Source organism: Rubrivivax albus (genome assembly GCF_004016515.1).
In the GTDB taxonomy this organism is placed as follows: domain Bacteria; phylum Pseudomonadota; class Gammaproteobacteria; order Burkholderiales; family Burkholderiaceae_C; genus Rubrivivax; species Rubrivivax albus.
On the sequence record NZ_SACT01000003.1, the window covers coordinates 130,038 to 151,561 of the forward strand.

Consider the following 21,524-nt stretch of genomic DNA (forward strand, 5'->3'; position numbering starts at 1 on the left):
GGGTGATGACACGAGTGGACGGAAACCCATGTGGCTGATTGTGCTGGAGGCGCTGGCGGCGCTGGCGATCCTGGTGCTGGCGGTGTGGTGGACCATGTTCTCCGGCCGCCGTCGCGGCGAGCGCGCGCCGGCCGATGAGCCCCCCCGCGACGACGCCCAGCCGAACGCCGACGGTGGCCAGGGCGACTCCGGCGCCAGCGACCGCAGGCGCTGATCAGTCCATCGGCGGCTGCGGGTTCAGCGCGGCCAGGATCACGATGTCGCACCAGCGGCCCTGCGGGTCGCGCTCATGCCGGCGCAACAGCCCTTCTCGCTGCAACCCCACCTGTTCGGCGAAGCGCAGCGCCCGCGTGTTGCGCGCGTCGCTCATGGCCTCGATGCGCTGGAAGCCCAGCGCCCAGCCCGCCTGCAGCACCGCCAGCACCGCCTCGCGCATCAGGCCCTGGCCGCTGCGCGCGGCATGGCCCACGTAGCCGATCTCGCCACGGCAGGCGTCTCGGTCGATGGTGTGCACGTCGATGCGGCCAACCCAGCCGCCGTCGTCGCGGGCGAACACATGCCAGGCGAGGTCGCTGCCCTCGTCGAAGCAGCGCGCATCGGCGGCGCAGAAGCGCGCGGCCCAGCCGTCGCGCTGGGGGTGCCAGTCCACGTACAGCAGCGCCGGCATCGACGCCAGGACCCCCGCCGCGAAGGCCTCCGCATGGGCGGCATGGGGCACCTCCAGCACGGCGCGCGCCGTCTCGATGCGGCGCGGGGCGGCGCTCAGGTCCAGCGGACCGGGTCGGGGCGGCACGGCCGGTCAGTGCGGCGGGGCCGCACGGGCGTCGACGCGGCGCACGATCTCGTCGTCCACGGGCGCCGTCTTGCGGCCGGCATCGGCGCGGAAGCCGAAGGCCATGATGACGCAGCTCAGCAGCACGACCAGGATCAGCGCGCCGGGCGGAAAGGCCTCCGGGACCATGCCGGCCGGCAGGCTGTAGAACAGCAGCACCGTGATCAGGCCCCGCGGCGCCGCCCACAGCAGCGGGCGCACGCCGCGGCCCAGGCTCAGCAGCTTCATCACCGGCCAGCGCAGCAGGAAGATCGCCGCGACGATGACGCTGGCCACCAGCCACGTGCGGCCGTCGGCCAGCGTGCTCATGTCGGTGCTGTAGCCCAGCAGCAGGAAGAAGAAGGTGCGCACGAAGAACGTGGCCTCGGCCGTCAGGTGCTTGAGCTTGTCGAGCTCCGACCGGTAGTCCGGGCTGTGCAGCCGCTCGAAGACCTTGAAGCGCAGGAACAGGTGCGGGTTGTTCAGCATCAGCCCCAGGATCAGCACGATCAGCAGCGGCGACAGGTGCAGCGCCTTGGCCCCCGCGTAGACGAGGATCAGCGCGAAGATCAGCGGCAGGAACTTGACGTGGCCCTCGAGATGGCCGACGAGCCAGAACACGGCCAGTCCGATCAGGGCGCCCATCACCAGCACGGTGAGACCGCCGGCGAAGAAGTTGATCGTCGCACCGCGGCCGCCGGTGGCCACCGCCAGCAGCACCGCGTTAAAGAGCATCACGCCGATGATGTCGGACCAGGAGCTTTCGTAGATGACGTACTCGCGGTCCTCGTCGACCAGCACCTCCGAACTCGGGATGGCCACCGCGCTGCTGATGACGCCGAAGGGCACGGCCATCAGCGTGGCCAGCGGCCAGTCGAGCTTCAGGCCATAGTGGAAGGCGGCGGCCAGCACGGCGGTGGTCAGCAGCACGCCCATGGTCGCCGCGCCGAAGGTGGCGAGCAGGAACTTGCGGCGACCGGGCTTGAGGTTCAGGTCCAGACCGCCCTCGAGCACGATCAGGATCAGGCCGATGGTGCCCAGCACCGGCAGCAGCCCTGGCGGCAGCAGCACGGTGGCGTCGCGCGCGTCGGACACCTCGCGCAGCACCAGGCCGGCGATCAGCAGGAACACCACCGACGGGAAGCGCAGCACGCGCCCGAGGTGGGAGAACCAGTACGAGACCAGCACGGCCACGCTCAGGCCGATCATCAGGGTTTCGGTGCCCATGGCGGCGCGGTCTCAGTGCAGCGCCTCGGCGCGCGAGAGAACGAACTCCGGCACAGGCGTCTCGAAGGCCTGCGCGTGCTCGGTCATGCAGAAGAAGGTGCCTCGCATCGTGCCGCGCGGCGTGGCGATGCGCGTCCAGCTGGTGTATTCGAAGTGCTCGCCCGGTGCCAGCACCGGCTGGTGGCCCACGACCGCCAGACCGCGCACGTCCTCACGATGGCCGGTGGCGTCGGTGACGATCCAGTGGCGCGCCACCAGCTGCGCCGTGACGTCACCGGTGTTGCGGATGGTGATCGTGTACGCGAAGGCGAAGGGGCCGTCCGGCAGGCTGCTCTGCTCGGGCAGGTACTGCACGCGGACGTCGCAGCTGAATTCAGGTCGGCTCATCGGCGCGGATTCTAGAATCCGGGCCATGACGACGTACCGGATCGCCCCTTCCCTCCTGTCGGCCGATTTCGCGCGCCTGGGTGAGGAGGTGCGTGACGTGGTGGAGGCCGGCGCCGACTGGATCCACTTCGACGTGATGGACAACCATTACGTGCCCAACCTGACCTTCGGGCCGATGGTCTGCCAGGCTCTGCGCCAGCACACCACGGCCCCGATCGACGTGCACCTGATGGTGCAGCCGGTGGACGCGCTGGCCCAGGCCTTCTGCAAGGCAGGCGCCGACATCGTCACCTTCCACCCCGAGGCCTCGGCGCACGTGGACCGCACGCTGCAGCTGATCAAGGCCGAGGGCAAGCAGTGCGGTCTGGTGTTCAACCCGGCCACGCCGCTGAGCGTGCTGGAGTGGACGCTCGACAAGATCGACGTCGTGCTGCTGATGAGCGTGAACCCGGGCTTCGGCGGCCAGAGCTTTATCGCGCACACGCTGCGCAAGTGCGAGCAGGCCCGCAGGCTGATCGAACAGAGCGGCCGCGATATCCGCCTGGAGGTGGACGGCGGCATCAAGGTGGACAACATCCGCCGCGTGGCCGACGCAGGGGCCGACACCTTCGTCGCCGGCAGCGCCATCTTCGGCCAGCCGAGCTACCGGGCCGTGATCGACGCGATGCGCGCGGAACTGGCGCGCTGAGCGGGTCGTAGGCCAGCGCGATGAACCTGCGGCCGGCGAAGAACTCGCTCTTCGCGATCCTGCTGCGCTCGCCGGCGTGGATCAGCTTTGCCATCGCCGTGGGCCTCGGCACCGCGGCCGCGGCACTGCTGCCGGACGGCTACCGCGCACTCGGCGCCAGTGCCGGGCTGCCGTTTGCCGTCATCGGTGCCATGGCCGCATGGCGCCAGCGGCAGTTGCCTGGTGCCGCGGAGATCGAGCGCATCCGCGAGACCGTGGCCCGCATGGCCTGGCCGGCGTTCGCCGACCTGCTGGAACAGGCCTTTCGCCGCGAAGGGCACACGGTGATCCGCGGCGACGGTCGGGCCTGGGACTTCGACATCGAGCTCGGCGGCCAGCGCACGCGCGTGGCGGCCCGGCGCTGGAAGTCGGCGCAGACCGGCCTGGACACGCTGCGTGCGCTGCAGGCCACCCGCGAGGCCGACGACGTGGCCCAGGCGCGCGTGATCGGCCTCGGCCCGCTGAGCGACGCGGCACGCGCCTTTGCCAGCGACAAGGGCATCGAGGTCTGGCAGGCGCCGGAGATCGCGCGCGCCTTGCACGGGCCGCTGCCCACGCGCTGAGCGACGCGCCACAGGCCGCGCAGCGTCGCGCCTGGCGCACACACAGGGGTCGAGATCCGTCACCGGAGAGTCCGGTGGCCCGCATTGGTTCCGTACCGCGTGTTGACGACCCTCAACGCTGCCTGCCGCCGCGATTGATCCGACGCATGGAACCGTCCGGACCGGGCTCCACACTTATACCCAAACAGGTATCAGACGCAGACCCGGCGGTGGGCCTGCCGGCCTGTCCCCGACATGAGGAGCATGCAATGAAACAACGACATGGGCGCCTGGCAGCGCTGTTCGTTCCACTCGCGATGGTGCTGGCCCTGGGCGGCAATGCGGCTGCCCAAGGCGGTGGCGGTGGCGGTGGCGGTGGCGGTGGCGGCGGTGGTGGCGGCGGCGGTGGTGGCGGAGCTGGCGGTGGTGGGTCTGGTAGCGGCAGTGGCGGCACCGGTGCCGGCGCGCCCGGCACGGCACAGGGCACAGCGGCGCAGCATGTCACGCAGCAACAGGTCCAGGCCCAGACTAAGGCCCAGGAACAGGCGATGGTGCAGACCACGGCGCAGATCAAGGCGCAGGATCAGGCACTGACACAGACGCGGACCCAGTTGCGCACCCAGGAGCAGGCGCTTGTGCAGACACGCACGCAACTGCAGACGCAGCAGCAGTTGCTCACCCAGACGCGCACCCAGCGGAAGACACTGGAGCGTGCACGGCAAACCCTGCGCGACCAGCTGCAGTTGCAGGAGCGCACGCAGACCCAGACCCTGCAGCAGCTGCAGGCACAGGAACGCGCCCAGCTGCAGGTCAACGAGCAGTTGCGCGCCCTCGAGCAGGAACAGCTGCGCACCCAGGAACAGCTGCGCACGCAGGATCAGGTTCAGCAGCAGACGCGCGAGCAGCTGCGCACGCCCTGACCCCCCAATGCTCGCTGGCGCCCCGGCGGGTGCCGCGGCGCCAGCGGCTGGCTCGCGATCAACGCGGGCATGCTGGGCGCGGTGACCGGCGACGCCTGGGCCGGGGTCTACGTGGCACGCACGCGCTGATTCAAGTGCGGTCGATCCGGCGGGCGAGCACGACCGAGGTCGTCGTGCGCGCCACGCCGGCGATCTCGCCGATGCGGTCCAGCAGGTCGTCCAGCCGCGCCGGCGTCTCGGCCCGCAGCAGCGCCACGTAGTCGAACTCCCCGCTGACGGAGCTGAGCTGGCGCAGTTCCGGCAGTGCGGCCAGTTCGCGCACCACGCTGCGCCCCTGCTTGGGGTCGGTGACGATGCCGACGACCGCCTCCACGGCCCGCGCGTCCACGTCCAGCGCCAGCCGCACCGTGTAGCCGGTGATCGTGCCCTGGCGCTCCAGGCGCGCCAGCCGGGCCAGCACGGTGGTGCGCGCCACGCCCAGCCGCCGCGACAGCTGCGCGGTGCTTTCGCGGGCATTGGCCTGCAGCAAGGCCAGCAGTCTCCGGTCGAGATCGTCGAGTTCGGACATTTAGACGGCAATGATCGTCGAAATGACCATAACACGCAGCACTTCGACGGTTTGATTGTTTCATTCGTCTGCACCTCTGCCTAGAGTGGCGGCTCCATCGAAGGAGAACCGCATGCGCATCACCCTGCTCGGCGCCGGCCACATCGGCCAGACCGTGGCCCGCTGGCTGGCCGCCACCGGCGACTACCGCGTCACCGTCGTCGACCGCGACCCGGCCGCGCTGGCCCGGCTGGGCGAGGACGGGATCGACACCCGCGTGGCCGACACCGGCGACGCGCGTGCGCTCGCGACGGTGCTGCGCGGCCAGGACGCCGTGCTCAACGCCCTGCCCTACCACCTGGCGGTGACCGTGGCCACGCAGGCGCGCGAGGCCGGTTGCCACTACTTCGACCTCACCGAGGACGTGGCCGCCACGCGCGCCATCCAGCAACTGGCCGAGGGCGCGCGCACCGCCTTCATGCCGCAGTGCGGCCTGGCGCCGGGTTTCATCGGCATCGTGGCGCACCACCTGGCGCAAGGTTTCGACGAACTCCACGACATCAAGATGCGCGTCGGCGCACTGCCGGCCTTCCCCACCAACGCGCTGAAGTACAACCTGACGTGGTCGGTGGACGGCCTGATCAACGAGTACTGCCACCCCTGCGAGGCCATCCGCGACGGCCAGCGCATCGAGGTGCTGCCGCTCGAGGGCCTGGAGCACTTCAGCCTCGACGGCACCGAGTACGAGGCCTTCAACACCAGCGGCGGCCTGGGCACGCTGTGCGAGACGCTGGCCGGCCGCGTACGCACGCTGGACTACAAGAGCGTGCGCTACCCCGGCCACCGCGAACTGATGCGCGTGCTGCTGGAGGAGCTGCAGCTCAAGCACGACGTGGAGAACCTCAAGACCATCCTGCGCCGCGCCGTGCCCAGCACGATGCAGGACGTGGTGCTGGTCTTCGTCACCGTCAGCGGCCTCAAGCGCGGCACGCTGGTGCAGGAGGTCTTCGCCCGCAAGATCTTCGCGGATCGCAGCGAGGCTGCGCCGCTGTCGGCGATACAGATCACCACTGCGGCGGGCCTATGCACGGCGCTGGACCTGTTCCGCGAGGGCCGGCTGCCGCAGCATGGCTTCGTGCGCCAGGAGCAGGTGGCCCTGCCCGATTTCCTGGCCAACCGCTTCGGCCGTGCCTACCAGCAGAGCCGGCAGGTGGAGAGCATTTCCTGACGGGGTCAGGCCTGGGCGGGGCCGGCTCGCGCCACTGTCGGCGTCCCCGGTCCGATCAGGACGACACCATGTCCGGCCACCAGCGCGCCAGTTCGGCACGCAAGGTGTCCAGCAGCAGCGGCTTGGTCAGGTAGCCCTGCATGCCGGCGTCGCGGCAGGCATCGGCATCGGCGGCGCGCGCGTGAGCGGTCAGCGCCACGATGGGGAACGCTGGCAGCGCACCATTGCGCTGCCGTTCGCACAGCGCGCGGGTCGCCGCCAACCCGTCCATCACCGGCATCTGCAGGTCCATCAGCACCAGGGCCGGCGGATCGTCGGCACAGGCCTGCAGGGCCTGTGCCCCATCCTCCACCGAGCGCACCGGCACACCCAGGGTGCGCAGGAACTCCTCGGCGATCAGGCGGTTGATGGCGTTGTCCTCGACCACCAGCACGTGGCGGTCGGCGATGGCCGGAGCCGTGGCGGCGACGGCCGCCGGCACGGCGGCCGTCGCAAGCGGCTGGGTCAGCAGCCGCAAGTCGCGCGGCGTCAGCGGCATGACGTCCAGGCGCATGCCCAGCGCCTGGGCCCGTGCCTCGAGCGCCGGCTGGTCCCAGTCGGGGCGGATCAGCAACGAGACACGAGCCTCCGGCAAGGCCTGGCGCAGGGCATCGAGTTCGGCCGCATCGCCAAGCACGTGTTCGGCCGCAACCACCAGCGCAGGCCGGCGGTCCGGGGGCAACTGCTGTGCCTGCGCCATGGCAGCCGGGATGCCGGCCAGGATGTCGCACCGCCAGCCCAGGCGCTCCAGCCGCCGCTGCAGCCATTCGCCGATGGCGGGCTGGCGGTACAGCAGCCAGGCGTAGCCCGGTGGCGGGTCGGGCAGTGGTTCGGGCTCCGGTGCGCCAGGCAGCGTGAGCGTCAGCGTGAAGACACTGCCCTCGCCCGCCACGGTGCGCACGGCGATGTCACCGCCGAGGCGGCGCGCCAGCATGCGCGCGATGGTCAGGCCCAGACCGGTGCCGCCATGGGCCCGTGACAGGCTGGCGTCGCCCTGCACGAAGTCGTCGAAGATGCTGGCCACGCGATCCGTGGCGATGCCGGGCCCGGTGTCCACGATGTCGATCTCGACGCGCAGCTGCGCCGGATCGGCGGGCACGGCCGACAGGCGACCGTTGAGGGCGATGAAACCCTGCGCGGTGAACTTGGCCGCGTTGCCCACGAGGTTGGCCACGATCTGGCGCAGCGACAGCACGTCACCCATCACCCAGGTCGGCTCGCCGACCCAGTCGAAGCGCACCGACAGGCCCTTGTCGCGCACCAGCGGCATCACGCCGCGCAGCGCCTCGGCGCACTGCTCGGCGATGTCGAAGGCTTCATCCTTCAGCGGCCAGTCGCCATCGTTCAGGCGCGTGAGGTCCAGGACCTGGTCGATGGTGCGCTGCAGGGCCTGCCCGGACTGCATGGCCACTTCCAGGTAGCGCTTCAGCGGCGCGTCCTGGGTGGTGCGCCGGGCCAGGTCCACCAGACCCAGCATCCCCGCCAGCGGCGTGCGCAGTTCGTGGCTCATGTGGGCCAGGAAGCGCGCCTGCGCCTGCTCGGCATGACGCGCCGCAGCCTGGCCCCGTTCGGCAGCGTCGAGCGCCTGGGCCAGCCCGGCCGTGCGTTCGGCCACCAGGCGCTCCATGGCCAGGCGCGAGAGCTTCTCGTCGTGCACGTCGCCCAGCGAGCCGGCGATCACCTCGGTGCGGCCGTCCGCGTCCAGCCAGCAGCGGCCACGCCAGAGCACCCAGCGCCAGCCGCCATCGGCGTCGCGCAGGCGCAGTTGCAGCAGCATGGGCGCGCCCATCGACACCGCCGCCTGCCAGGCGTGATCCCACAGCGGCAGGTCTTCCGGGTGGATGCGCTGCTTCAGCGCCGCAAAATCAGGCGGCCCTTCGCCGGGGCCGTGGCCCAGCAGCGTGCCGAACCGCTCGGAGAACCAGGCCTGCCCGTCGGCAGGCCAGATTTCCCACAGCCCATCGCGCGCGCTTTCCGCAGCGCGGCGCCAGCGCGCGAGCACCTCTCGGGAGGGCAACGGCGAGGAGGATGGCGGATCGGTCGATGGCATGCAGCGGCGTGTCTACTCATGTTACGCCGCTGTCGATGGCGGGGCTAACATCACCGGCTCGCCTCAGGAGCCGACGTGACCACCTCCAGCATCTACGACTTCGAAGCGCTGTCGATCGACGGCCAACCGGCGCACCTGTCCACCCAGCGGGGCAAGGTGCTGCTGATCGTCAACACCGCCAGCGCCTGCGGCTTCACACCGCAATTTGGCGGCCTGGAGGCCCTCTGGCGCAAGTACCGCGACCAGGGTTTGGTGGTGGTCGGCTTCCCGAGCAACGAATTCGGCGCGCAGGACCCGGGCTCGAACGATGAGATCTCATCGTTCTGCGAACTCAACTTCGGTGTGAGCTTCCCGATGATGGCCAAGGTTGAGGTCAACGGCGCCGAGGCCCACCCGCTGTGGCAGTGGCTCAAGGCGCAGGCGCCGGGGCTGCTGGGTTCGAAGGCGGTGAAGTGGAACTTCACCAAGTTCCTCGTCGGCCGCGACGGCCAGGTGCGCAAGCGGTACGCACCCACCGACACGCCGGAATCACTTGAAGCCGACATCGTGGAGGCCCTGAAGGCATGATGTTCTCGCACCTGGAGCCCTACGCGGGCGACCCCATCCTTAGCCTCAACGAGGCCTTCCAGGCCGACCCGCGGCCGCACAAGGTCAACCTGTCGATCGGCATCTACTTCGACGATGCCGGCCGCATCCCGGTGCTGGACTGCGTGCGTGACGCCGAGGCGCAGCTGCTGGTGGCCAATGCACCCAAGCCCTACCTGCCGATGGAGGGCTCGGCCGCGATGCGTGCCGAGGTGCAGAAGCTGCTGTTCGGTGCCGACAGCGCTGCGCTGCGCGAAGGCCGCATCGCCACACTGCAGACCGTGGGCTCCAGCGGCGGGCTGAAGGTCGGCGCGGATTTCCTCAAGCGCTGGCTGCCCGGCAGCGCCGTCTGGGTCAGCGACCCGAGCTGGGACAACCACCGCGCCATGTTCGAGGGCGCCGGCGTGGCGGTGCACAGCTACCCGTACTACGACCCGGCCACCGGCGGCCTGCGCTTCGACGCCATGTGCGACGCCTTGCGCGGCCTGCCTGCGAAGAGCGTGGTGCTGCTGCACGCCTGCTGCCACAACCCCACCGGCGTGGACCTCAGCCGCGACCAGTGGCAGGCCCTGGTGCCCATCCTGCGCGAGCGCGAACTGCTGCCCTACCTGGACATCGCCTACCAGGGTTACGGCGACGGCATCACCGAGGACGCCCATGCGATCCGCCTGTTCGCCGACGCCGGGATGAGCTTCTTCGTCGCCAACTCGTTCTCCAAGAGCATGAGCGTGTACGGCGAGCGCGCCGGGGCGCTGAGCGTGGTCTGCGCCAGCGCCGCCGAGGCCGACCTGGTGCTCGGCCAGATGAAGGCCACGGTGCGCCGAAACTACTCCAGCCCCGCCATCCATGCCGCCGGCATCGTCAGCCGCGTGCTGGGCGACCCGGCGCTGCGCCAGGCCTGGGAGGCGGACGTGGCGGCGATGCGCGAGCGCATCCTGGCCATGCGGCAGCGCCTGCACGCCGTGCTGGGGCAGCGCCTGCCCGGCCGCGACTTCGGCTACTTCCTGACCCAGCGCGGCATGTTCAGCTACACCGGCCTGTCGCCGGCGCAGGTGGACCGCCTGCGCGACGAGTTCGGCGTCTACCTCGTGCGCAGCGGCCGCATGTGCGTGGCGGGGCTGAACAGTGGCAACGTCGAGCGCACGGCCGAGGCCATGGCCGCGGTGCTGGCCTGACCCTGGATCCGGCCGGTCGCCCGGCGGCGGTCAGCTGAAGACGCCGGCGCCGAGCACCCGCTCGCGCAGCCAGCGGTGAGCCGGGTCGTTGTCGCGCCGGGCCAGCCACACCATGTCCACGGTCAGCGGGCCGATCTCCACCGGCAGCGGCCGCACCACCACCGGCCCGGGCACGGAACCGGTGACGTAGCTGTGCGGCAGCACCGTCAGCAGGTCGGACTGGGCCACCACCCGCCCGGCCAGGTGGTACTGGTTCACCGTCAGCACCACCCGGCGCCGGCGGCCCAGACGGGCCAGGGCCTCGTCCACCTCGGCATAGGCGCGGCCGGAGACGCTGACCAGCACGTGGTGCGCCTGCACGTACCGCTCCAGCGTCAGTTCCTGCTCCGCCAGTGGATGCTGCGGCCGCATCACGCAGACGTAGGGCGTCTGGTGCAGTCGAACGTGTCGCAGGAGTGACCGCTCACCTTCCGCCAGCATGGCACTGAACAGCGCCGGGAAGTAGCCGATCGCCAGGTCGGCCTCCTCGGCATGCAGCAGCGTTCGGGGATCGCGGGTGGTCAGCGGGGCCACGCGCAGGTCGGCGCGCGCGGCCTCGCGCTCCACCGCCGCCACCAGCGCCGGCACCAGCACGCCGGCGGAGGCGTCGGACATCGCCAGCCGGAACTCGGCCGCGTCGCGCCCGGGGTCGAAGTCCCCCGGCGCCAGCACGCGCTCCAGGTCCTGCAGCGCCGCGCGCACCTGGGGCCATAGCGCCGTGGCCCGCGCCCCGGGGGTCATGCCGACGGCGCTGCGCTGGAACAGTGGTTCGCCCAGCCAGGCGTTCAGGCGCTTGAGGGCGTGGCTGGCCGCCGGCTGCGTCATCGCCAGCACCTCGGCGGCGCGGGTCACGCTGCCTTCGGTCATCACGGCGTCGAACACGCGCAACAGGTTCAGGTCCAGGGTGCGGAAGTTCTTCACGGGTCGGCCAGGATTTCAGTTCTGTTTATACCTGACATGTCAAACATTCATTGGAACCAATGAGGGTTTGCACTACTCTGTCGGACATTGAGGGTTAACCCTAGGCCCTCTGGAACAAGGAACCGCCATGAGCACCACCCTTCAATACCAGGTTCGTTTCGGCACCATGGCCCCGACAGCGCCGGTGACGCCGACCGTCTGGCAGCGCCTGTGGGCCGCCATCGAGCGTCACGGCCAGCGCCGCGCCGCCGCCGAGTTGCGCCGCATCGCGGCCCACCACGTGTTCAGCGACCCCGAGATGACCCGCCACCTGCTGGCCGCGGCCGACCAGGCCGAGCGCGCCTGAATCCGGCCGCCAGCGGCAGAACCCCACGCCCGAGATCACGCACCATGACCACGACCACCTTCAACGCCCCCGCCGCCTCGCTGTTCGGCAGCCTGCGCCAGGCCTTCTCCGCCCTGCTCGGCGCCGCGCCCAAGGCGCTGTCGCGCGCCCAGGAAGCGGCCGAGGTCCGCGAGATGGCCCGCCGCCTGCAGGCCACCGACCCCGGCTTCGCCGCCGACCTGTACGCCGCCGCCGACCGCCACGAGGTCAGCGGCCGCTGAGCGCCGCCCGGCGGCGGCGCGCTGCGCTCAGATGCAGCGCCCGCCGTCGATCTCCATGCACACGCCGGTGACCATGCTGGCCTCGTCGCTGCACAGGTAAACGGCCGCATGGCCCAGGTCCTCGGGCTGCGAGAAGCGGCCGATGGGGATGGTGGACAGGAACTTCGCCCGCATCTCCGGCGTGTCCTCGCCCATGAAGGATTTCAGCAGCGGCGTCTCGCCAGCCACCGGATTCAGCGCGTTGACGCGGATACCGAAGGGCGCGAGTTCCACCGCATTGGCGCGCGTGGCCGTGATCACCCAGCCCTTGCTGGCGTTGTACCAGGACAGCCGCGGCCGCGGGCTGACGCCGGCGGTGCTGGCCACGTTGAGCACCACGCCGCGGATGCCGTGCGCGCCCGGCGCATTGGCCTTGAAGCGCGGCACCACCGCCACCATCGCGCGGTAGATGGCCTTCATGTTGACCGCACACACGCGGTCGAAGTCGGCTTCGCCCACGTCCTCCAGCGGCTGCGGCAGGTGCGTGACGCCGGCGTTGTTGACCAGGATGTCGAGCCGGCCGAACTGCTGCTCGGCGGCGTCCATCATCGCCCGCAGGTCGCCGGCGTCGGTGACGTCGACCTTCATCGCGTGAGTGCTGGCACCCAGTTCGGCCGCCAGATCCTGCGCGCCGGGCAGGTTCAGGTCGGCGATCACCACCCGCGCCCCTTCGGCCACGAAGCGCCGCACGATGCCGGCGCCGAAACCGCTGGCCCCGCCGGTCACGATGGCCACCTTGTCCTTCAGTCGCATGCCTGTCTCCTGCCTCAGTCGTGCTTGATGGCCACGGTCTTGAGCACCGAGAAGCCGTACAGCGCCTCGAAGCCCTTCTCGCGGCCGTGGCCGCTGCGCTTGACGCCACCGAAGGGCAGTTCGATGCCGCCACCGGCGCCGTAGTTGTTGACGAACACCTGGCCGCACTTCAGCCGCCGCGCGCAGCGCAGCGCGCGCGCGCCGTCACGCGTCCAGACCCCGGCCACCAGGCCGTAGTCGGTGCCGTTGGCAATGGCGATGGCCTCGGCCTCGTCGGCGAACGGGATCAGCACCTGCACCGGGCCGAAGATCTCCTCCTGGGCCAGGCGGTGCGCCCCGTCCACGCCGCCGATGAGCGTCGGCGCCACCCAGTACCCGGGACCGTCCGGCAGCACCGGCTGGGCGAGCACCTGCACGCCACGCTCCGCCGCCAGGGCCAGATAGCCGTTGACCATGTCGCGCTGGCGGGCGCTGATCACCGGGCCCACGTCCGGGTCGTCCAGCGCCGGGCCGACACGCAACGCGCGGTAGCGCTCGGCCATGCGCCGGGCCACCTCGTCGTAGACGCCGCGCTGCACCAGGATGCGGCTGGCCGCCGAGCAGGTCTGGCCGGCGTTCTGGATGCCGGCATTGACCAGGAAGGGCAGTGCGGCGTCGAGGTCCGCGTCGTCGAACACCAGTTGCGGGCTCTTGCCGCCCAGTTCCAGCGTCACCGGCACCGCGTTCTTCGCCGCGGCGGCCTGGATCAGTGAACCCACCGCCACCGAGCCGGTGAACGAGATGTGCTGCACGCCCCGGTGCGCCGCCAGCGCGGCGCCGGCCTCCTCACCCAGGCCCGGCACCAGGTTCAGTGCCCCGGGCGGCAGGCCGGCCTGCTCGGCGATGCGCGTGAACGCGATGGCCGTCAGGCAGGCCTCCTCGGCCGGCTTGAGCACACAGGCATTGCCCATGGCCAGCGCCGCACCCACGCTGCGGCCGATGATCTGCATCGGATAGTTCCAGGGCACGATGTGCGCGGTGACGCCGTGCGGCTCGCGCAGCGTCAGCGCGGTGTAGCCGTTCGCAAACGGAATCGTCTCGCCATGCACCTTGTCGGCCGCGCCACCGTAGAACTCCAGATAGCGCGCCAGGGCCACGGCATCGGCTCGGCCCTGTTTCAGCGGCTTGCCGACGTCGCGCGCCTCGAGCTCCGCCAGCATCTCCACCTGCGCGAGCACCAGCGCGCTCATCTTCATCAGCAGCCGCCCTCGCTCGGTGGCGGTCAGGCGGCCCCAGTCGCCGTCCATCGCGGCCTGCGCCGCCGCCACCGCGGCATCCACTTCCTGGACGCCCCCGCGCGCGATGTGCGCCAGCAACTCACCGGTGGACGGATTGCTCAGCGCCAGCGTGTCGCGGGCCGGCTGCCAGCGGCCGCCGATGAAGCACGAGGTGGGGTCGAAGGGCAGGTCGAGGCGGGAAGTCATCAGGCATCATAGGCCGCCGATGACCTGGTTCCTCCTGCGCCGCCTGCTCAGCTTTGGCCTCACGCTCGCGGTGGCCTCGGTGCTCGTCTTCGCGGTGCTGGAACTGCTGCCGGGCAACGCGGCGCAGGTGATCCTGGGCGAGAGCGCGACGCCGGAATCGCTGGCCGCGCTGGAGGCGCAGCTGGGCCTGGACCGCCCGCCGCTGACCCGTTATGCCGACTGGGTGGGCGGCCTGCTGCAGGGCCGAACGGCCGAGAGCCTGTCCTACGCCGAGCCCACCGCGGGGCTGATCGCCGAGCGGCTGCAGGTCTCGCTGCCGCTGGCGCTGATGGCGATGGCGCTGACGGTGGTCATCGCGCTGGCCGCCGGCGTCTATGCCGCGTCCCGCCACAACCGGGCCGGCGACGTGGGCGTGATGGCGGCCACGCAGCTGGGCATCGCGATCCCGAACTTCTGGTTCGCCATCCTGCTGATCCTGCTGTTCGCGGTGCAGCTGCAGTGGGTGGGCGCCGGCGGCTTCCCTGGCTGGACCGAGGACGACGGCGGCGGGTTGCTGGACGGCCTGCTGGCCCTGCTGCTGCCGGCGGTGGCCCTGGCCATGGTGCAGGCCGCGATCCTGGCCCGCGTGACGCGCTCGGCGGTGCTGGACACCATGCGCGAGGACTACGTGCGCACCGCGCGCGCCAAGGGCCTGAGCCGCGGCCAGGCGCTGCGCCGCCACGTGCTGCGCAACGCGATGATCCCGGTGCTCACGGTGGCCGGCCTGCAGTTCGGCAACCTGATCACCGGGGCCATCGTGGTAGAGAACGTGTTCGTGCTGCCGGGCCTGGGCCGGCTGGTGTTCCAGGCCATCGCTAACCGCGACCTCGTCGTCGTGCGTGACGTGGTCATGTTCCTGGCCGCCACCGTCATCGTCATCAACCTGCTGGTGGACCTGCTCTACGTGGTGGTGGACCCGCGGCTGCGGCGGGCCGCGGCATGACGGCCGTCGCGGACTTCCGGCGGCGCGCGCTGCGCCACCGCAGCTTTGCCATCGGTGCGTTGCTGACCGGGCTGCTGGTGGCCGCGGCGCTGCTGTCGCTGGTGTGGGCGCCGTACCCGCCGGCTGAGATCGACATCCCGAACAAGCTGGCGCCGCCGTCGGCCGCGCACTGGCTGGGCACCGACAGCCTGGGCCGCGACATCGCCTCTCAGATCCTGGTGGGCAGCCAGAACAGCATCGTCGTGGGGGTGGTGGCGGTGAGCATCGGCCTGGGCTTCGGCGTCGCGCTCGGGCTGTGGGCCAGTGCGCGCCGCGGCTGGGTCGAAGAGCTGGTGATGCGCTTTGCCGACTTCGCCTTCGCCTTCCCGGCACTGCTGACGGCCATCATGCTCACGGCCATCTACGGGCCCGGGCTGCTGATGAGCATCGTGGCCATCGGGCTGTTCAACGTGCCGGTGTTCGCGCGCCTGACGCGTGGTGCGGCCAATGCCGTGTGGACCCGCGAATACGTGCTGGCGTCGCGTGCGGCAGGCAAGGGCACGGCGCGCATCACCTTGGACCACGTGCTGCCCAACATCGCCAGCGTGCTGATCGTGCAGGCCACGATCTCGTTCGCCACCGCCATCCTGGCCGAGGCGGCGCTGAGCTACCTGGGCCTGGGCACGCAACCGCCGCAGCCCAGCTGGGGCCGCATGCTCAGCGAGGCGCAGACGCAGCTGTTCCAGGCGCCGATGCTGGCGGTGTGGCCCGGCTTGGCCATCGTGCTCAGCGTGCTGGGGCTGAACCTGCTGGGCGACGGGCTGCGCGACCTGCTGGACCCACGGCTGGCCAGGGCCCGCTGAACGCGCACCTGAGGCCACGCCGGCGGTGCCGCCCCGTCTAGGACAGCGGGGATACCAGGCCTTCACGGCGCAGCGCGTCCACCAGGTCGACCGCTGCATTCCACTGCTCGGGCGACCACGCCTCGCCCACGGCCAGCGCATGCGCCACGAGGCCACAGGGGTCGCCGTGGGCGAAATCGCGCAACGCACGCAGCAAGAGCCCTTCGGGCGCCGCCAAAGGCGGTGGCTGCAGGCGCCGCCGGGGGCGCCGGTGTCCAGACCTCGCCATGCATCTCTCCCTGCATGTCCACCGCTGCATTGGCGGCACTTGCACGCAGCATAGGTCAGAGCCCGGCTCGCATCAACGGTCGGTGCCGCCCCCCCCGACCCGGTTGCTACAGTCCCCGTCCATGAATCGACTAAGCGAACTCCTCAGCCAGCACATCGGCATCGAACTCTGGGTCGCCTCGCTGGTGGCCATCGCCCTGATCACCGTGGTGGCCAACCAGGTGGCCCAGGTGCTGCTGCGCCAGGCGGCCCGGGTCACGGAGAAGACCAGCACCGTGTGGGACGACGCGCTGGTGCAGTCGGCCAGCCGCCCGGTCCTGGCGGGGATGTGGATCATCGGCGCCGGCTTCATGGCCCGTGTGCTGCAGCGCCAGGTGGACGTGGCCTTCATCGAGGAGGTGCTGGCGCTGCGCGACGTGGGGCTGATCGCCTGCGTGGCGAGCTTCCTGGTGCGCTTTGCCGGCCGGGTGGGCGCCAACGTGGAGGCGCGGCGGCTGGCGCGTGGCGAGGAGGTGGACCACACCACGGTGGACGCGCTGGTCAAGCTCGCGCGCCTGGTGACCATCGTGGTGGCGCTGCTGGTGGCGGTGCAGACGCTGGGATTCCAGATCGGCGGCCTGCTGGCCCTGGGCGGCGTCGGCGGCCTGGCGGTGGGCCTGGCGGGCAAGGATCTGCTGGCCAACTTCTTCGGCGGCCTGACGATCTACCTGGACCGCCCGTTCAGCGTGGGCGACTGGATCCGCAGCCTCGACAAAAGCATCGAAGGCACGGTGGAGTACATCAGCTGGCGCCACACGCGCATCCGCGCCTTCAACAAGAACCCGATCTACGTGCCCAACGCGGTGTTCACCAGCATCGTGGTGGAGAACCCCTCGCGCATGAGCCACCGGCGCATCAAGGAGACCATCGGCGTGCGCTACGACGACTTCGCCGTGGTCAAGCCCATCGTCGACGACATCCGCACGATGCTGGAGACGCACGAGGGCATCGACACCACGCAGACGCTGATCGTCAACTTCAACCTGTTCGGCGCCTCGTCGCTGGACATCATGGTCTACACCTTCACGAAGACCATCGTCTGGGTGGAGTACCACCACGTGAAGCAGGACGTGCTGCTGAAGATCGGGGAGATCATCGAGCGCCACGGCGCCGAGATCGCCTTCCCGACGCAGACGCTGCACCTGCGCCAGGACGCGGCCGAGGCCACCGGCGATGGCGCTGCCGACGGCAGCGTCAGCCGTGCAGCATCTCCCCCAGGTCCAGCCCGGTGAGCTTCTTCGCGCCGGTGGCCAGCCACCACATCAGCCCCATCATCATCAGCATCGACGGCACGGCGATGGCCGGGTAGCTCACCAGCGTGAGCTTGCCCAGTTCCTCGTTGAAGGCCTCGCTGCCGGCGGGGCTGTTGACGATCCAGCGCGCCAGCACGTAATTCATCACCGCCGAGAAGAAGAACACGCTGGCCAGCAGCAGGGTGCCGGTGCGCAGCTTCAGCTCGAAGGGCACGGTGGTGCCGCGGGCCTTCAGCGCCGCCTCCACCTTATCGACGTCGAACAGCGTCGGGTTGAAGACCAGGATGCGGATCAGCGGCCAGCGCGTCCAGTTCGAGCCCAGCACGATCAGGCCGATCAGTGCCGGCACCGCGGCTTCCTTCACCGCCAGCCAGAACGGGTCGACCTTCAGCAGGCCGATGCCACCGGTGAGCAGGGTGCTGACGATGCCCAGCACGGCCATCCAGCTGGTCTTGCGCTTGGTCAGCGCCTCCTTGGCGCCCCAGAACACCGGGAAGGCCAGCGCCAGCACCAGCGCCCAGGTAGGCCCCAGGCGTTCGGGCTTGCTGAGCATCATCAGCACCAGCGCCGGGAGCAGCACGGTGATCAGGATCTCGAAAAGCGGGTTGCCGTTCGGCGGGCGCCGTGGTGCAGCCGTCGGGGGCTCGTCGGGCGATCGAGGGGTGGTGGGGCTCGGTTCCATCAGGGGCGCAAGCCTAGCGCGTCCGGCTGACGCGCTATCGTGCAGGGCCATGACAAGGTGGCCTCGACCGTGACCGAACTGCTGACCGTGCAGGATCTGCGCGTGTCGCTGCCGTCGCCCGGCGGGCCGGTGGAAGCGCTGCGCGGCGTGTCGTTCACGCTGGGCGCGGGTCAGACCCTGGGGCTGATCGGCGAGTCCGGTTGCGGCAAGTCGATGACGGCGCTGGCGCTGATGGGTCTGCAGCCGGAGTCGGCCACCGTCCAGGGCTCGATCCGCTCCGATGGCGAGGAACTCGCCGGCGCGCCGGAACGCCGCTGGTGCGCGCTGCGCGGTGCACGCATCGGCATGGTGTTCCAGGAGCCGATGACGGCGCTGAACCCGCTGCACACCGTGGGGCGGCAGATCGCCGAGCCGTTGCGTCTGCACCGCGGGCTCTCCACCGCTGCCGCGCGCGCCGAGGCCCTGCGCCTGCTCGAACGCGTGCAGCTCACGCAGGCCGCGCAGCGGCTGGACGCCTACCCGCACCAGCTCAGCGGTGGCCAGCGCCAGCGCGTGGTCATCGCCATCGCGCTGGCCTGCCGGCCGGCGCTGCTGATCGCCGACGAACCGACCACGGCGCTGGACGCCAGCGTGCAGCGCGAGGTGCTGGACCTGCTGGGCGAGCTGGTACGCGACGACGGCATGGCGCTGCTGCTGGTCAGCCACGATCTGGCCATGGTGGCCGAGCGCGTTCAGCGGCTGATGGTGATGTACGCCGGGCGCATCGTCGAAAACGGCCCGTCGGGCCAGGTCTTCCGCCACCCGGCCCACCCCTACACCCGCGGCCTGCTGGCCGCGCGGCCTCGGCTGGGCCTGGCGCGCGGCACGCGGCTGCCCACCATCCCCGGCCGGGTGCCGGAACTGCACGCGATGCCGCCAGGCTGCGCCTTTGCCGAACGCTGCGCGCAGGCGGGGGACGACTGCCGCGCTGACCTGCCGGCCGACGTGGCCGTCGGCGCGCAACATGGTGCCGCCTGCATCCGGCTGCCTGCCACAGAGCCCGCATGACGACACCGCTGCTCCAGGTCGAGCACCTCGGCCAGCGCTACCGCCTGCCGCGCCAGTCGCTGCTGGCGCCGGCACCCGAACTGGTCGCGCTGGAGGACGTGAGCTTCACGCTGCAGGCCGGTCGCAGCCTGGGCATCGTCGGCGAGTCCGGCTCCGGCAAGAGCACGCTGGCACGCCTGGTCATGGCGCTGGAACGCCCCAGCCACGGCCGGGTGCTGTTCGATGGCCAGGACCTGAACACCCTGGATGCATCTGCGCTGCGGGGCGCGCGCGCAGGGTTCCAGATGGTCTTCCAGGACCCCTTCGGCGCCCTGGACCCGCGCCGCACGGTGGGCCAGACCGTGGCCGAGCCGCTGGCGCTGGTGGGCGTGGCCGACGTCACCGAACGCAGCGCCCGCTGCGCCGAGGCCCTGGAAGCCGTGGGCCTGCGCGCCGGTGACGCGGCGAAGTACCCGCACGAGTTCAGCGGCGGCCAGCGCCAGCGCATCGCCATCGCGCGTGCGCTGATCACGCGGCCGCGGCTCATCGTGGCCGACGAGCCGGTGAGCGCGCTCGACGTCTCGGTGCAGGCCCAGGTGCTCAACCTGATGCAGGACCTGCAGGAGCACTACGGCCTGACCTACCTGTTCATCAGTCACGACCTGGCCGTGGTGGACCTGGTCTGCGACGACGTGCTGGTGCTGCAGCACGGCCGCTGCGTCGAGCAGGGCCCCGCCGACGCGCTGCTGCATGCACCGGGCCACCAGTACACCCGCAGGCTTCTCGCTGCGTTGTCGGGGCGTGCAGAATCGCACGCCGGTACCCCTGGACCTTGACGAGGAGCATCCCGATGCTGTTCCCCCGCCGCGCCACCCTGGCGCTGATCGCCGTCGCCGCTGCCGCCGCAGCCTTCACCGGCCCCGCCGCCGCCCAGTCCGGCAAGCGCAACCTGGTGCTGGGCATGGTGCTCGAGCCGCCGTCGCTGGACCCCACCAGCGCCGCCGCAGCCGCCATCGGCGAGGTGGTGCACTACAACATCCTCGAAGGCCTGACCAAGATCAACGTCGACGGCCGCGTCACGCCGCTGCTGGCCGAATCGTGGGAAGAGACGCCGGACGGCAAGACCTACACCTTCAGGCTGCGCAAGGGGGTGACCTTCTCCGACGGCAGCCCTTTCGACGCCGCCGCCGTGAAGTTCAGCTTCGAGCGCGCGCAGGCCCCGGACAGCAAGAACAAGGCGAAGAAGGGAGTGTTCTCCAACATCTCCACCATCGCCACGCCCGACGCGCACACGGTGATCCTGGTGCTCAACCAGGCCGACCCCTCGCTGCCGTTCCGCCTGGGCGAGAACACCGCCGTGATCCTGCACCCGAAGACCGCCGACCAGGCGGGCACGAAGCCCGTGGGCACCGGCCCCTACGTGCTGGCCGACTGGAAGAAGGGCTCGGCGATCACGCTGACGGCGCGCAGCGATGTGCGCACCAAGCCCGCCGTGCAGCGCGTGACCTTCCGCATCATCAACGACCCCGCCGCCCAGGTGGCGGCGCTGCTGGCCGGCGACATCGACGGCATGCCGCGTTTCGCCGCGCTGCAGAGCCTCAAGCAGTTCCAGCAGGACAAGCGCTTCACGGTCGAGACCGGCAGCACCGCGGGCAAGGGGCAGCTGACGATCAACAACAAGCGCAAGCCCTTCGACGACGTGCGCGTGCGCCGCGCCATCACCCACGCCATCGACCGCAAGGCCTTCGTCGATGGCGTGCTCGAAGGCCTGGGCCAGCCCATCGGCAGCCACTTCGCGCCCACCGACGCCGGCTACGTGGACCTGACCGGGCAGTACCCCTACGATCCCGAGAAGGCCAAGGCACTGCTGAAGGAAGCCGGCGTGACCATGCCGCTGAACGTGACGCTGACCCTGCCGCCGCCCCCCTACGCCCGCAAGGGCGGCGAGGTGGTGGCCGCGATGCTGGCCAAGGTGGGCATCAACGCGAAGATCGAGAACGTGGAGTGGGCGCAGTGGCTGTCGGGCCCGTTCAAGGGCAACTTCGACATGACCATCATCAACCACGTCGAGCCGCTGGACTACATGCAGTACACCAACAAGGCGTACTACTGGGGCTACGACAGCCCGGCCTTCGACAAGCTGGTGGCGCAGCACGCCGGCACCACCAACGCGGCCGAACGGCTGAAGATCTGGCAGCAGATGCAGCGCCAGCTGGCCACCGACGCCGTCAACGCCTGGCTGTTCAACCCGGCCCAGGTGGCGGTGGCGAAGAAGGGCCTGAAGGGCCTGTGGGCCAGCAGCCCGATCTTCGCCAACGACATCGCGGCCGTGCGCTGGGAGCGCTGAGGCTCGGCCTTATGCAGCGCCCGGCGG

The 21,524-nt window shown here is 70.7% G+C and carries 25 protein-coding genes; 15 read left to right on the forward strand and 10 right to left on the reverse strand.

Annotated features, from left to right (window positions below; all coding sequences use genetic code 11):
* The first annotated feature begins 28 nt into the window (after positions 1-28).
* Positions 29-214, forward strand: coding sequence for a hypothetical protein (locus ENE75_RS25095; RefSeq protein ID WP_199232282.1), 186 nt, complete (start codon positions 29-31; stop codon positions 212-214).
* On the opposite strand, the gene ENE75_RS11205 is transcribed toward ENE75_RS25095, so the two are convergent.
* The 3 genes from ENE75_RS11205 to apaG are packed head-to-tail and all read right to left on the reverse strand — an operon-like array spanning position 215 to position 2,425.
* Positions 215-793: a GNAT family N-acetyltransferase gene (locus tag ENE75_RS11205; RefSeq protein WP_128198396.1), complete on the reverse strand. Its 579-nt coding sequence runs from the start codon at positions 791-793 to the stop codon at positions 215-217.
* Positions 794-799: 6 nt separating this feature from the next.
* Complete coding sequence (locus tag ENE75_RS11210; RefSeq protein ID WP_128198397.1) at positions 800-2,038, reverse strand: cation:proton antiporter domain-containing protein; 1,239 nt, start codon at positions 2,036-2,038, stop codon at positions 800-802.
* A gap of 12 nt (positions 2,039-2,050) precedes the next feature.
* Positions 2,051-2,425, reverse strand: a complete 375-nt coding sequence (gene apaG / locus ENE75_RS11215) for a Co2+/Mg2+ efflux facilitator ApaG/CorD (RefSeq protein ID WP_128198398.1) — start codon at positions 2,423-2,425, stop codon at positions 2,051-2,053.
* Positions 2,426-2,450: 25 nt separating this feature from the next.
* Between apaG and rpe the strand changes: the two genes are divergently transcribed.
* From rpe to ENE75_RS25100, 3 genes are all read left to right on the forward strand, one after another.
* Positions 2,451-3,113 carry a ribulose-phosphate 3-epimerase gene (gene rpe / locus ENE75_RS11220; protein ID WP_128198399.1) on the forward strand — a complete coding sequence of 221 codons (663 nt, stop codon included), beginning with the start codon at positions 2,451-2,453 and terminating at the stop codon, positions 3,111-3,113.
* 20 nt (positions 3,114-3,133) lie between these two features.
* Complete coding sequence (locus tag ENE75_RS11225; protein ID WP_128198400.1) at positions 3,134-3,715, forward strand: restriction endonuclease; 582 nt, start codon at positions 3,134-3,136, stop codon at positions 3,713-3,715.
* A 248-nt stretch (positions 3,716-3,963) separates the two neighbouring features.
* Positions 3,964-4,614 carry a hypothetical protein gene (locus tag ENE75_RS25100; protein WP_199232283.1) on the forward strand — a complete coding sequence of 217 codons (651 nt, stop codon included), beginning with the start codon at positions 3,964-3,966 and terminating at the stop codon, positions 4,612-4,614.
* 130 nt (positions 4,615-4,744) lie between these two features.
* Here the strand turns inward: ENE75_RS25100 and ENE75_RS11240 are convergent, their stop codons facing one another.
* Complete coding sequence (locus ENE75_RS11240; RefSeq protein ID WP_128198402.1) at positions 4,745-5,182, reverse strand: Lrp/AsnC family transcriptional regulator; 438 nt, start codon at positions 5,180-5,182, stop codon at positions 4,745-4,747.
* 112 nt (positions 5,183-5,294) lie between these two features.
* Here ENE75_RS11240 and ENE75_RS11245 point away from each other — a divergent pair, with 112 nt between their 5' ends.
* The gene (locus ENE75_RS11245; protein ID WP_128198403.1) at positions 5,295-6,389 is read left to right on the forward strand and encodes a saccharopine dehydrogenase family protein; all 1,095 of its coding nucleotides are present in this window, start codon (positions 5,295-5,297) and stop codon (positions 6,387-6,389) included.
* Between the two features lie 55 nt (positions 6,390-6,444).
* Here the strand turns inward: ENE75_RS11245 and ENE75_RS11250 are convergent, their stop codons facing one another.
* Complete coding sequence (locus ENE75_RS11250; RefSeq protein ID WP_158288919.1) at positions 6,445-8,445, reverse strand: PAS domain-containing hybrid sensor histidine kinase/response regulator family protein; 2,001 nt, start codon at positions 8,443-8,445, stop codon at positions 6,445-6,447.
* Between the two features lie 108 nt (positions 8,446-8,553).
* On the opposite strand from ENE75_RS11250, the gene ENE75_RS11255 reads away from it, so the two are divergent.
* Both ENE75_RS11255 and ENE75_RS11260 read left to right on the forward strand, forming a co-directional pair.
* Positions 8,554-9,045 (forward strand): glutathione peroxidase, encoded by a 492-nt coding sequence (locus ENE75_RS11255; protein ID WP_128198405.1) that lies wholly within the window; start codon positions 8,554-8,556, stop codon positions 9,043-9,045.
* A complete protein-coding gene (locus ENE75_RS11260) occupies positions 9,045-10,238 on the forward strand; it encodes an amino acid aminotransferase (protein WP_128198748.1) in 1,194 nt (397 codons plus the stop codon). The genes ENE75_RS11255 and ENE75_RS11260 overlap by 1 nt, the downstream gene beginning before the upstream one ends.
* A 30-nt stretch (positions 10,239-10,268) precedes the next feature.
* Here the strand turns inward: ENE75_RS11260 and ENE75_RS11265 are convergent, their stop codons facing one another.
* Positions 10,269-11,198, reverse strand: a complete 930-nt coding sequence (locus ENE75_RS11265) for a LysR family transcriptional regulator (RefSeq protein ID WP_259371707.1) — start codon at positions 11,196-11,198, stop codon at positions 10,269-10,271.
* Positions 11,199-11,325: 127 nt separating this feature from the next.
* Between ENE75_RS11265 and ENE75_RS11270 the strand changes: the two genes are divergently transcribed.
* Together ENE75_RS11270 and ENE75_RS11275 are read left to right on the forward strand one after the other, a co-directional pair.
* Positions 11,326-11,544 (forward strand): hypothetical protein, encoded by a 219-nt coding sequence (locus ENE75_RS11270; protein WP_128198406.1) that lies wholly within the window; start codon positions 11,326-11,328, stop codon positions 11,542-11,544.
* 44 nt (positions 11,545-11,588) lie between these two features.
* Entirely contained in the window at positions 11,589-11,804 is a 216-nt protein-coding gene (locus ENE75_RS11275) for a hypothetical protein (RefSeq protein ID WP_233259027.1), read from the forward strand.
* A 27-nt stretch (positions 11,805-11,831) separates the two neighbouring features.
* On the opposite strand, the gene ENE75_RS11280 is transcribed toward ENE75_RS11275, so the two are convergent.
* Together ENE75_RS11280 and ENE75_RS11285 are read right to left on the reverse strand one after the other, a co-directional pair.
* A complete protein-coding gene (locus ENE75_RS11280) occupies positions 11,832-12,596 on the reverse strand; it encodes a glucose 1-dehydrogenase (protein WP_128198407.1) in 765 nt (254 codons plus the stop codon).
* A 14-nt stretch (positions 12,597-12,610) separates the two neighbouring features.
* Entirely contained in the window at positions 12,611-14,059 is a 1,449-nt protein-coding gene (locus ENE75_RS11285) for an aldehyde dehydrogenase family protein (protein ID WP_128198408.1), read from the reverse strand.
* Between the two features lie 19 nt (positions 14,060-14,078).
* On the opposite strand from ENE75_RS11285, the gene ENE75_RS11290 reads away from it, so the two are divergent.
* Both ENE75_RS11290 and ENE75_RS11295 read left to right on the forward strand, forming a co-directional pair.
* Positions 14,079-15,041 (forward strand): ABC transporter permease, encoded by a 963-nt coding sequence (locus tag ENE75_RS11290; RefSeq protein WP_128198409.1) that lies wholly within the window; start codon positions 14,079-14,081, stop codon positions 15,039-15,041.
* The gene (locus tag ENE75_RS11295) at positions 15,038-15,883 is read left to right on the forward strand and encodes an ABC transporter permease (protein ID WP_128198410.1); all 846 of its coding nucleotides are present in this window, start codon (positions 15,038-15,040) and stop codon (positions 15,881-15,883) included. Before ENE75_RS11290 ends, ENE75_RS11295 begins: the two co-directional genes overlap by 4 nt.
* A 37-nt stretch (positions 15,884-15,920) precedes the next feature.
* On the opposite strand, the gene ENE75_RS11300 is transcribed toward ENE75_RS11295, so the two are convergent.
* On the reverse strand, positions 15,921-16,079 hold the full coding sequence (locus ENE75_RS11300) for a hypothetical protein (protein WP_158288920.1): 159 nt from the start codon (positions 16,077-16,079) through the stop codon (positions 15,921-15,923).
* Positions 16,080-16,272: 193 nt separating this feature from the next.
* On the opposite strand from ENE75_RS11300, the gene ENE75_RS11305 reads away from it, so the two are divergent.
* Positions 16,273-17,421 carry a mechanosensitive ion channel family protein gene (locus ENE75_RS11305; protein WP_128198412.1) on the forward strand — a complete coding sequence of 383 codons (1,149 nt, stop codon included), beginning with the start codon at positions 16,273-16,275 and terminating at the stop codon, positions 17,419-17,421.
* On the opposite strand, the gene ENE75_RS11310 is transcribed toward ENE75_RS11305, so the two are convergent.
* Positions 17,384-18,124 carry a VC0807 family protein gene (locus tag ENE75_RS11310; protein WP_233259028.1) on the reverse strand — a complete coding sequence of 247 codons (741 nt, stop codon included), beginning with the start codon at positions 18,122-18,124 and terminating at the stop codon, positions 17,384-17,386. The two genes, ENE75_RS11305 and ENE75_RS11310, sit on opposite strands and share 38 nt — an antisense overlap.
* Positions 18,125-18,202: 78 nt before the next feature.
* Here ENE75_RS11310 and ENE75_RS11315 point away from each other — a divergent pair, with 78 nt between their 5' ends.
* The 3 genes from ENE75_RS11315 to ENE75_RS11325 are packed head-to-tail and all read left to right on the forward strand — an operon-like array spanning position 18,203 to position 21,497.
* Positions 18,203-19,171: an ABC transporter ATP-binding protein gene (locus ENE75_RS11315; RefSeq protein ID WP_233259053.1), complete on the forward strand. Its 969-nt coding sequence runs from the start codon at positions 18,203-18,205 to the stop codon at positions 19,169-19,171.
* The gene (locus ENE75_RS11320) at positions 19,168-19,986 is read left to right on the forward strand and encodes an ATP-binding cassette domain-containing protein (RefSeq protein WP_128198413.1); all 819 of its coding nucleotides are present in this window, start codon (positions 19,168-19,170) and stop codon (positions 19,984-19,986) included. Before ENE75_RS11315 ends, ENE75_RS11320 begins: the two co-directional genes overlap by 4 nt.
* 14 nt (positions 19,987-20,000) lie before the next feature.
* A complete protein-coding gene (locus ENE75_RS11325) occupies positions 20,001-21,497 on the forward strand; it encodes an ABC transporter substrate-binding protein (RefSeq protein ID WP_128198414.1) in 1,497 nt (498 codons plus the stop codon).
* The last annotated feature ends 27 nt before the right edge of the window (positions 21,498-21,524 follow it).

Bases quoted from the DNA above. Each gene is read 5' to 3' on its own strand.
- ENE75_RS25095 (WP_199232282.1), top strand. From the start codon at position 29: ATGTGGCTGATTGTGCTGGAGGCGCTGGCGGCGCTGGCGATCCTGGTG.
- ENE75_RS11210 (WP_128198397.1), bottom strand. From the start codon at position 2,038: ATGGGCACCGAAACCCTGATGATCGGCCTGAGCGTGGCCGTGCTGGTC.
- apaG (WP_128198398.1), bottom strand. From the start codon at position 2,425: ATGAGCCGACCTGAATTCAGCTGCGACGTCCGCGTGCAGTACCTGCCC.
- rpe (WP_128198399.1), top strand. From the start codon at position 2,451: ATGACGACGTACCGGATCGCCCCTTCCCTCCTGTCGGCCGATTTCGCG.
- ENE75_RS11225 (WP_128198400.1), top strand. From the start codon at position 3,134: ATGAACCTGCGGCCGGCGAAGAACTCGCTCTTCGCGATCCTGCTGCGC.
- ENE75_RS25100 (WP_199232283.1), top strand. From the start codon at position 3,964: ATGAAACAACGACATGGGCGCCTGGCAGCGCTGTTCGTTCCACTCGCG.
- ENE75_RS11240 (WP_128198402.1), bottom strand. From the start codon at position 5,182: ATGTCCGAACTCGACGATCTCGACCGGAGACTGCTGGCCTTGCTGCAG.
- ENE75_RS11245 (WP_128198403.1), top strand. From the start codon at position 5,295: ATGCGCATCACCCTGCTCGGCGCCGGCCACATCGGCCAGACCGTGGCC.
- ENE75_RS11260 (WP_128198748.1), top strand. From the start codon at position 9,045: ATGTTCTCGCACCTGGAGCCCTACGCGGGCGACCCCATCCTTAGCCTC.
- ENE75_RS11270 (WP_128198406.1), top strand. From the start codon at position 11,326: ATGAGCACCACCCTTCAATACCAGGTTCGTTTCGGCACCATGGCCCCG.
- ENE75_RS11275 (WP_233259027.1), top strand. From the start codon at position 11,589: ATGACCACGACCACCTTCAACGCCCCCGCCGCCTCGCTGTTCGGCAGC.
- ENE75_RS11280 (WP_128198407.1), bottom strand. From the start codon at position 12,596: ATGCGACTGAAGGACAAGGTGGCCATCGTGACCGGCGGGGCCAGCGGT.
- ENE75_RS11285 (WP_128198408.1), bottom strand. From the start codon at position 14,059: ATGACTTCCCGCCTCGACCTGCCCTTCGACCCCACCTCGTGCTTCATC.
- ENE75_RS11290 (WP_128198409.1), top strand. From the start codon at position 14,079: ATGACCTGGTTCCTCCTGCGCCGCCTGCTCAGCTTTGGCCTCACGCTC.
- ENE75_RS11295 (WP_128198410.1), top strand. From the start codon at position 15,038: ATGACGGCCGTCGCGGACTTCCGGCGGCGCGCGCTGCGCCACCGCAGC.
- ENE75_RS11305 (WP_128198412.1), top strand. From the start codon at position 16,273: ATGAATCGACTAAGCGAACTCCTCAGCCAGCACATCGGCATCGAACTC.
- ENE75_RS11310 (WP_233259028.1), bottom strand. From the start codon at position 18,124: ATGGAACCGAGCCCCACCACCCCTCGATCGCCCGACGAGCCCCCGACG.
- ENE75_RS11320 (WP_128198413.1), top strand. From the start codon at position 19,168: ATGACGACACCGCTGCTCCAGGTCGAGCACCTCGGCCAGCGCTACCGC.
- ENE75_RS11325 (WP_128198414.1), top strand. From the start codon at position 20,001: ATGCTGTTCCCCCGCCGCGCCACCCTGGCGCTGATCGCCGTCGCCGCT.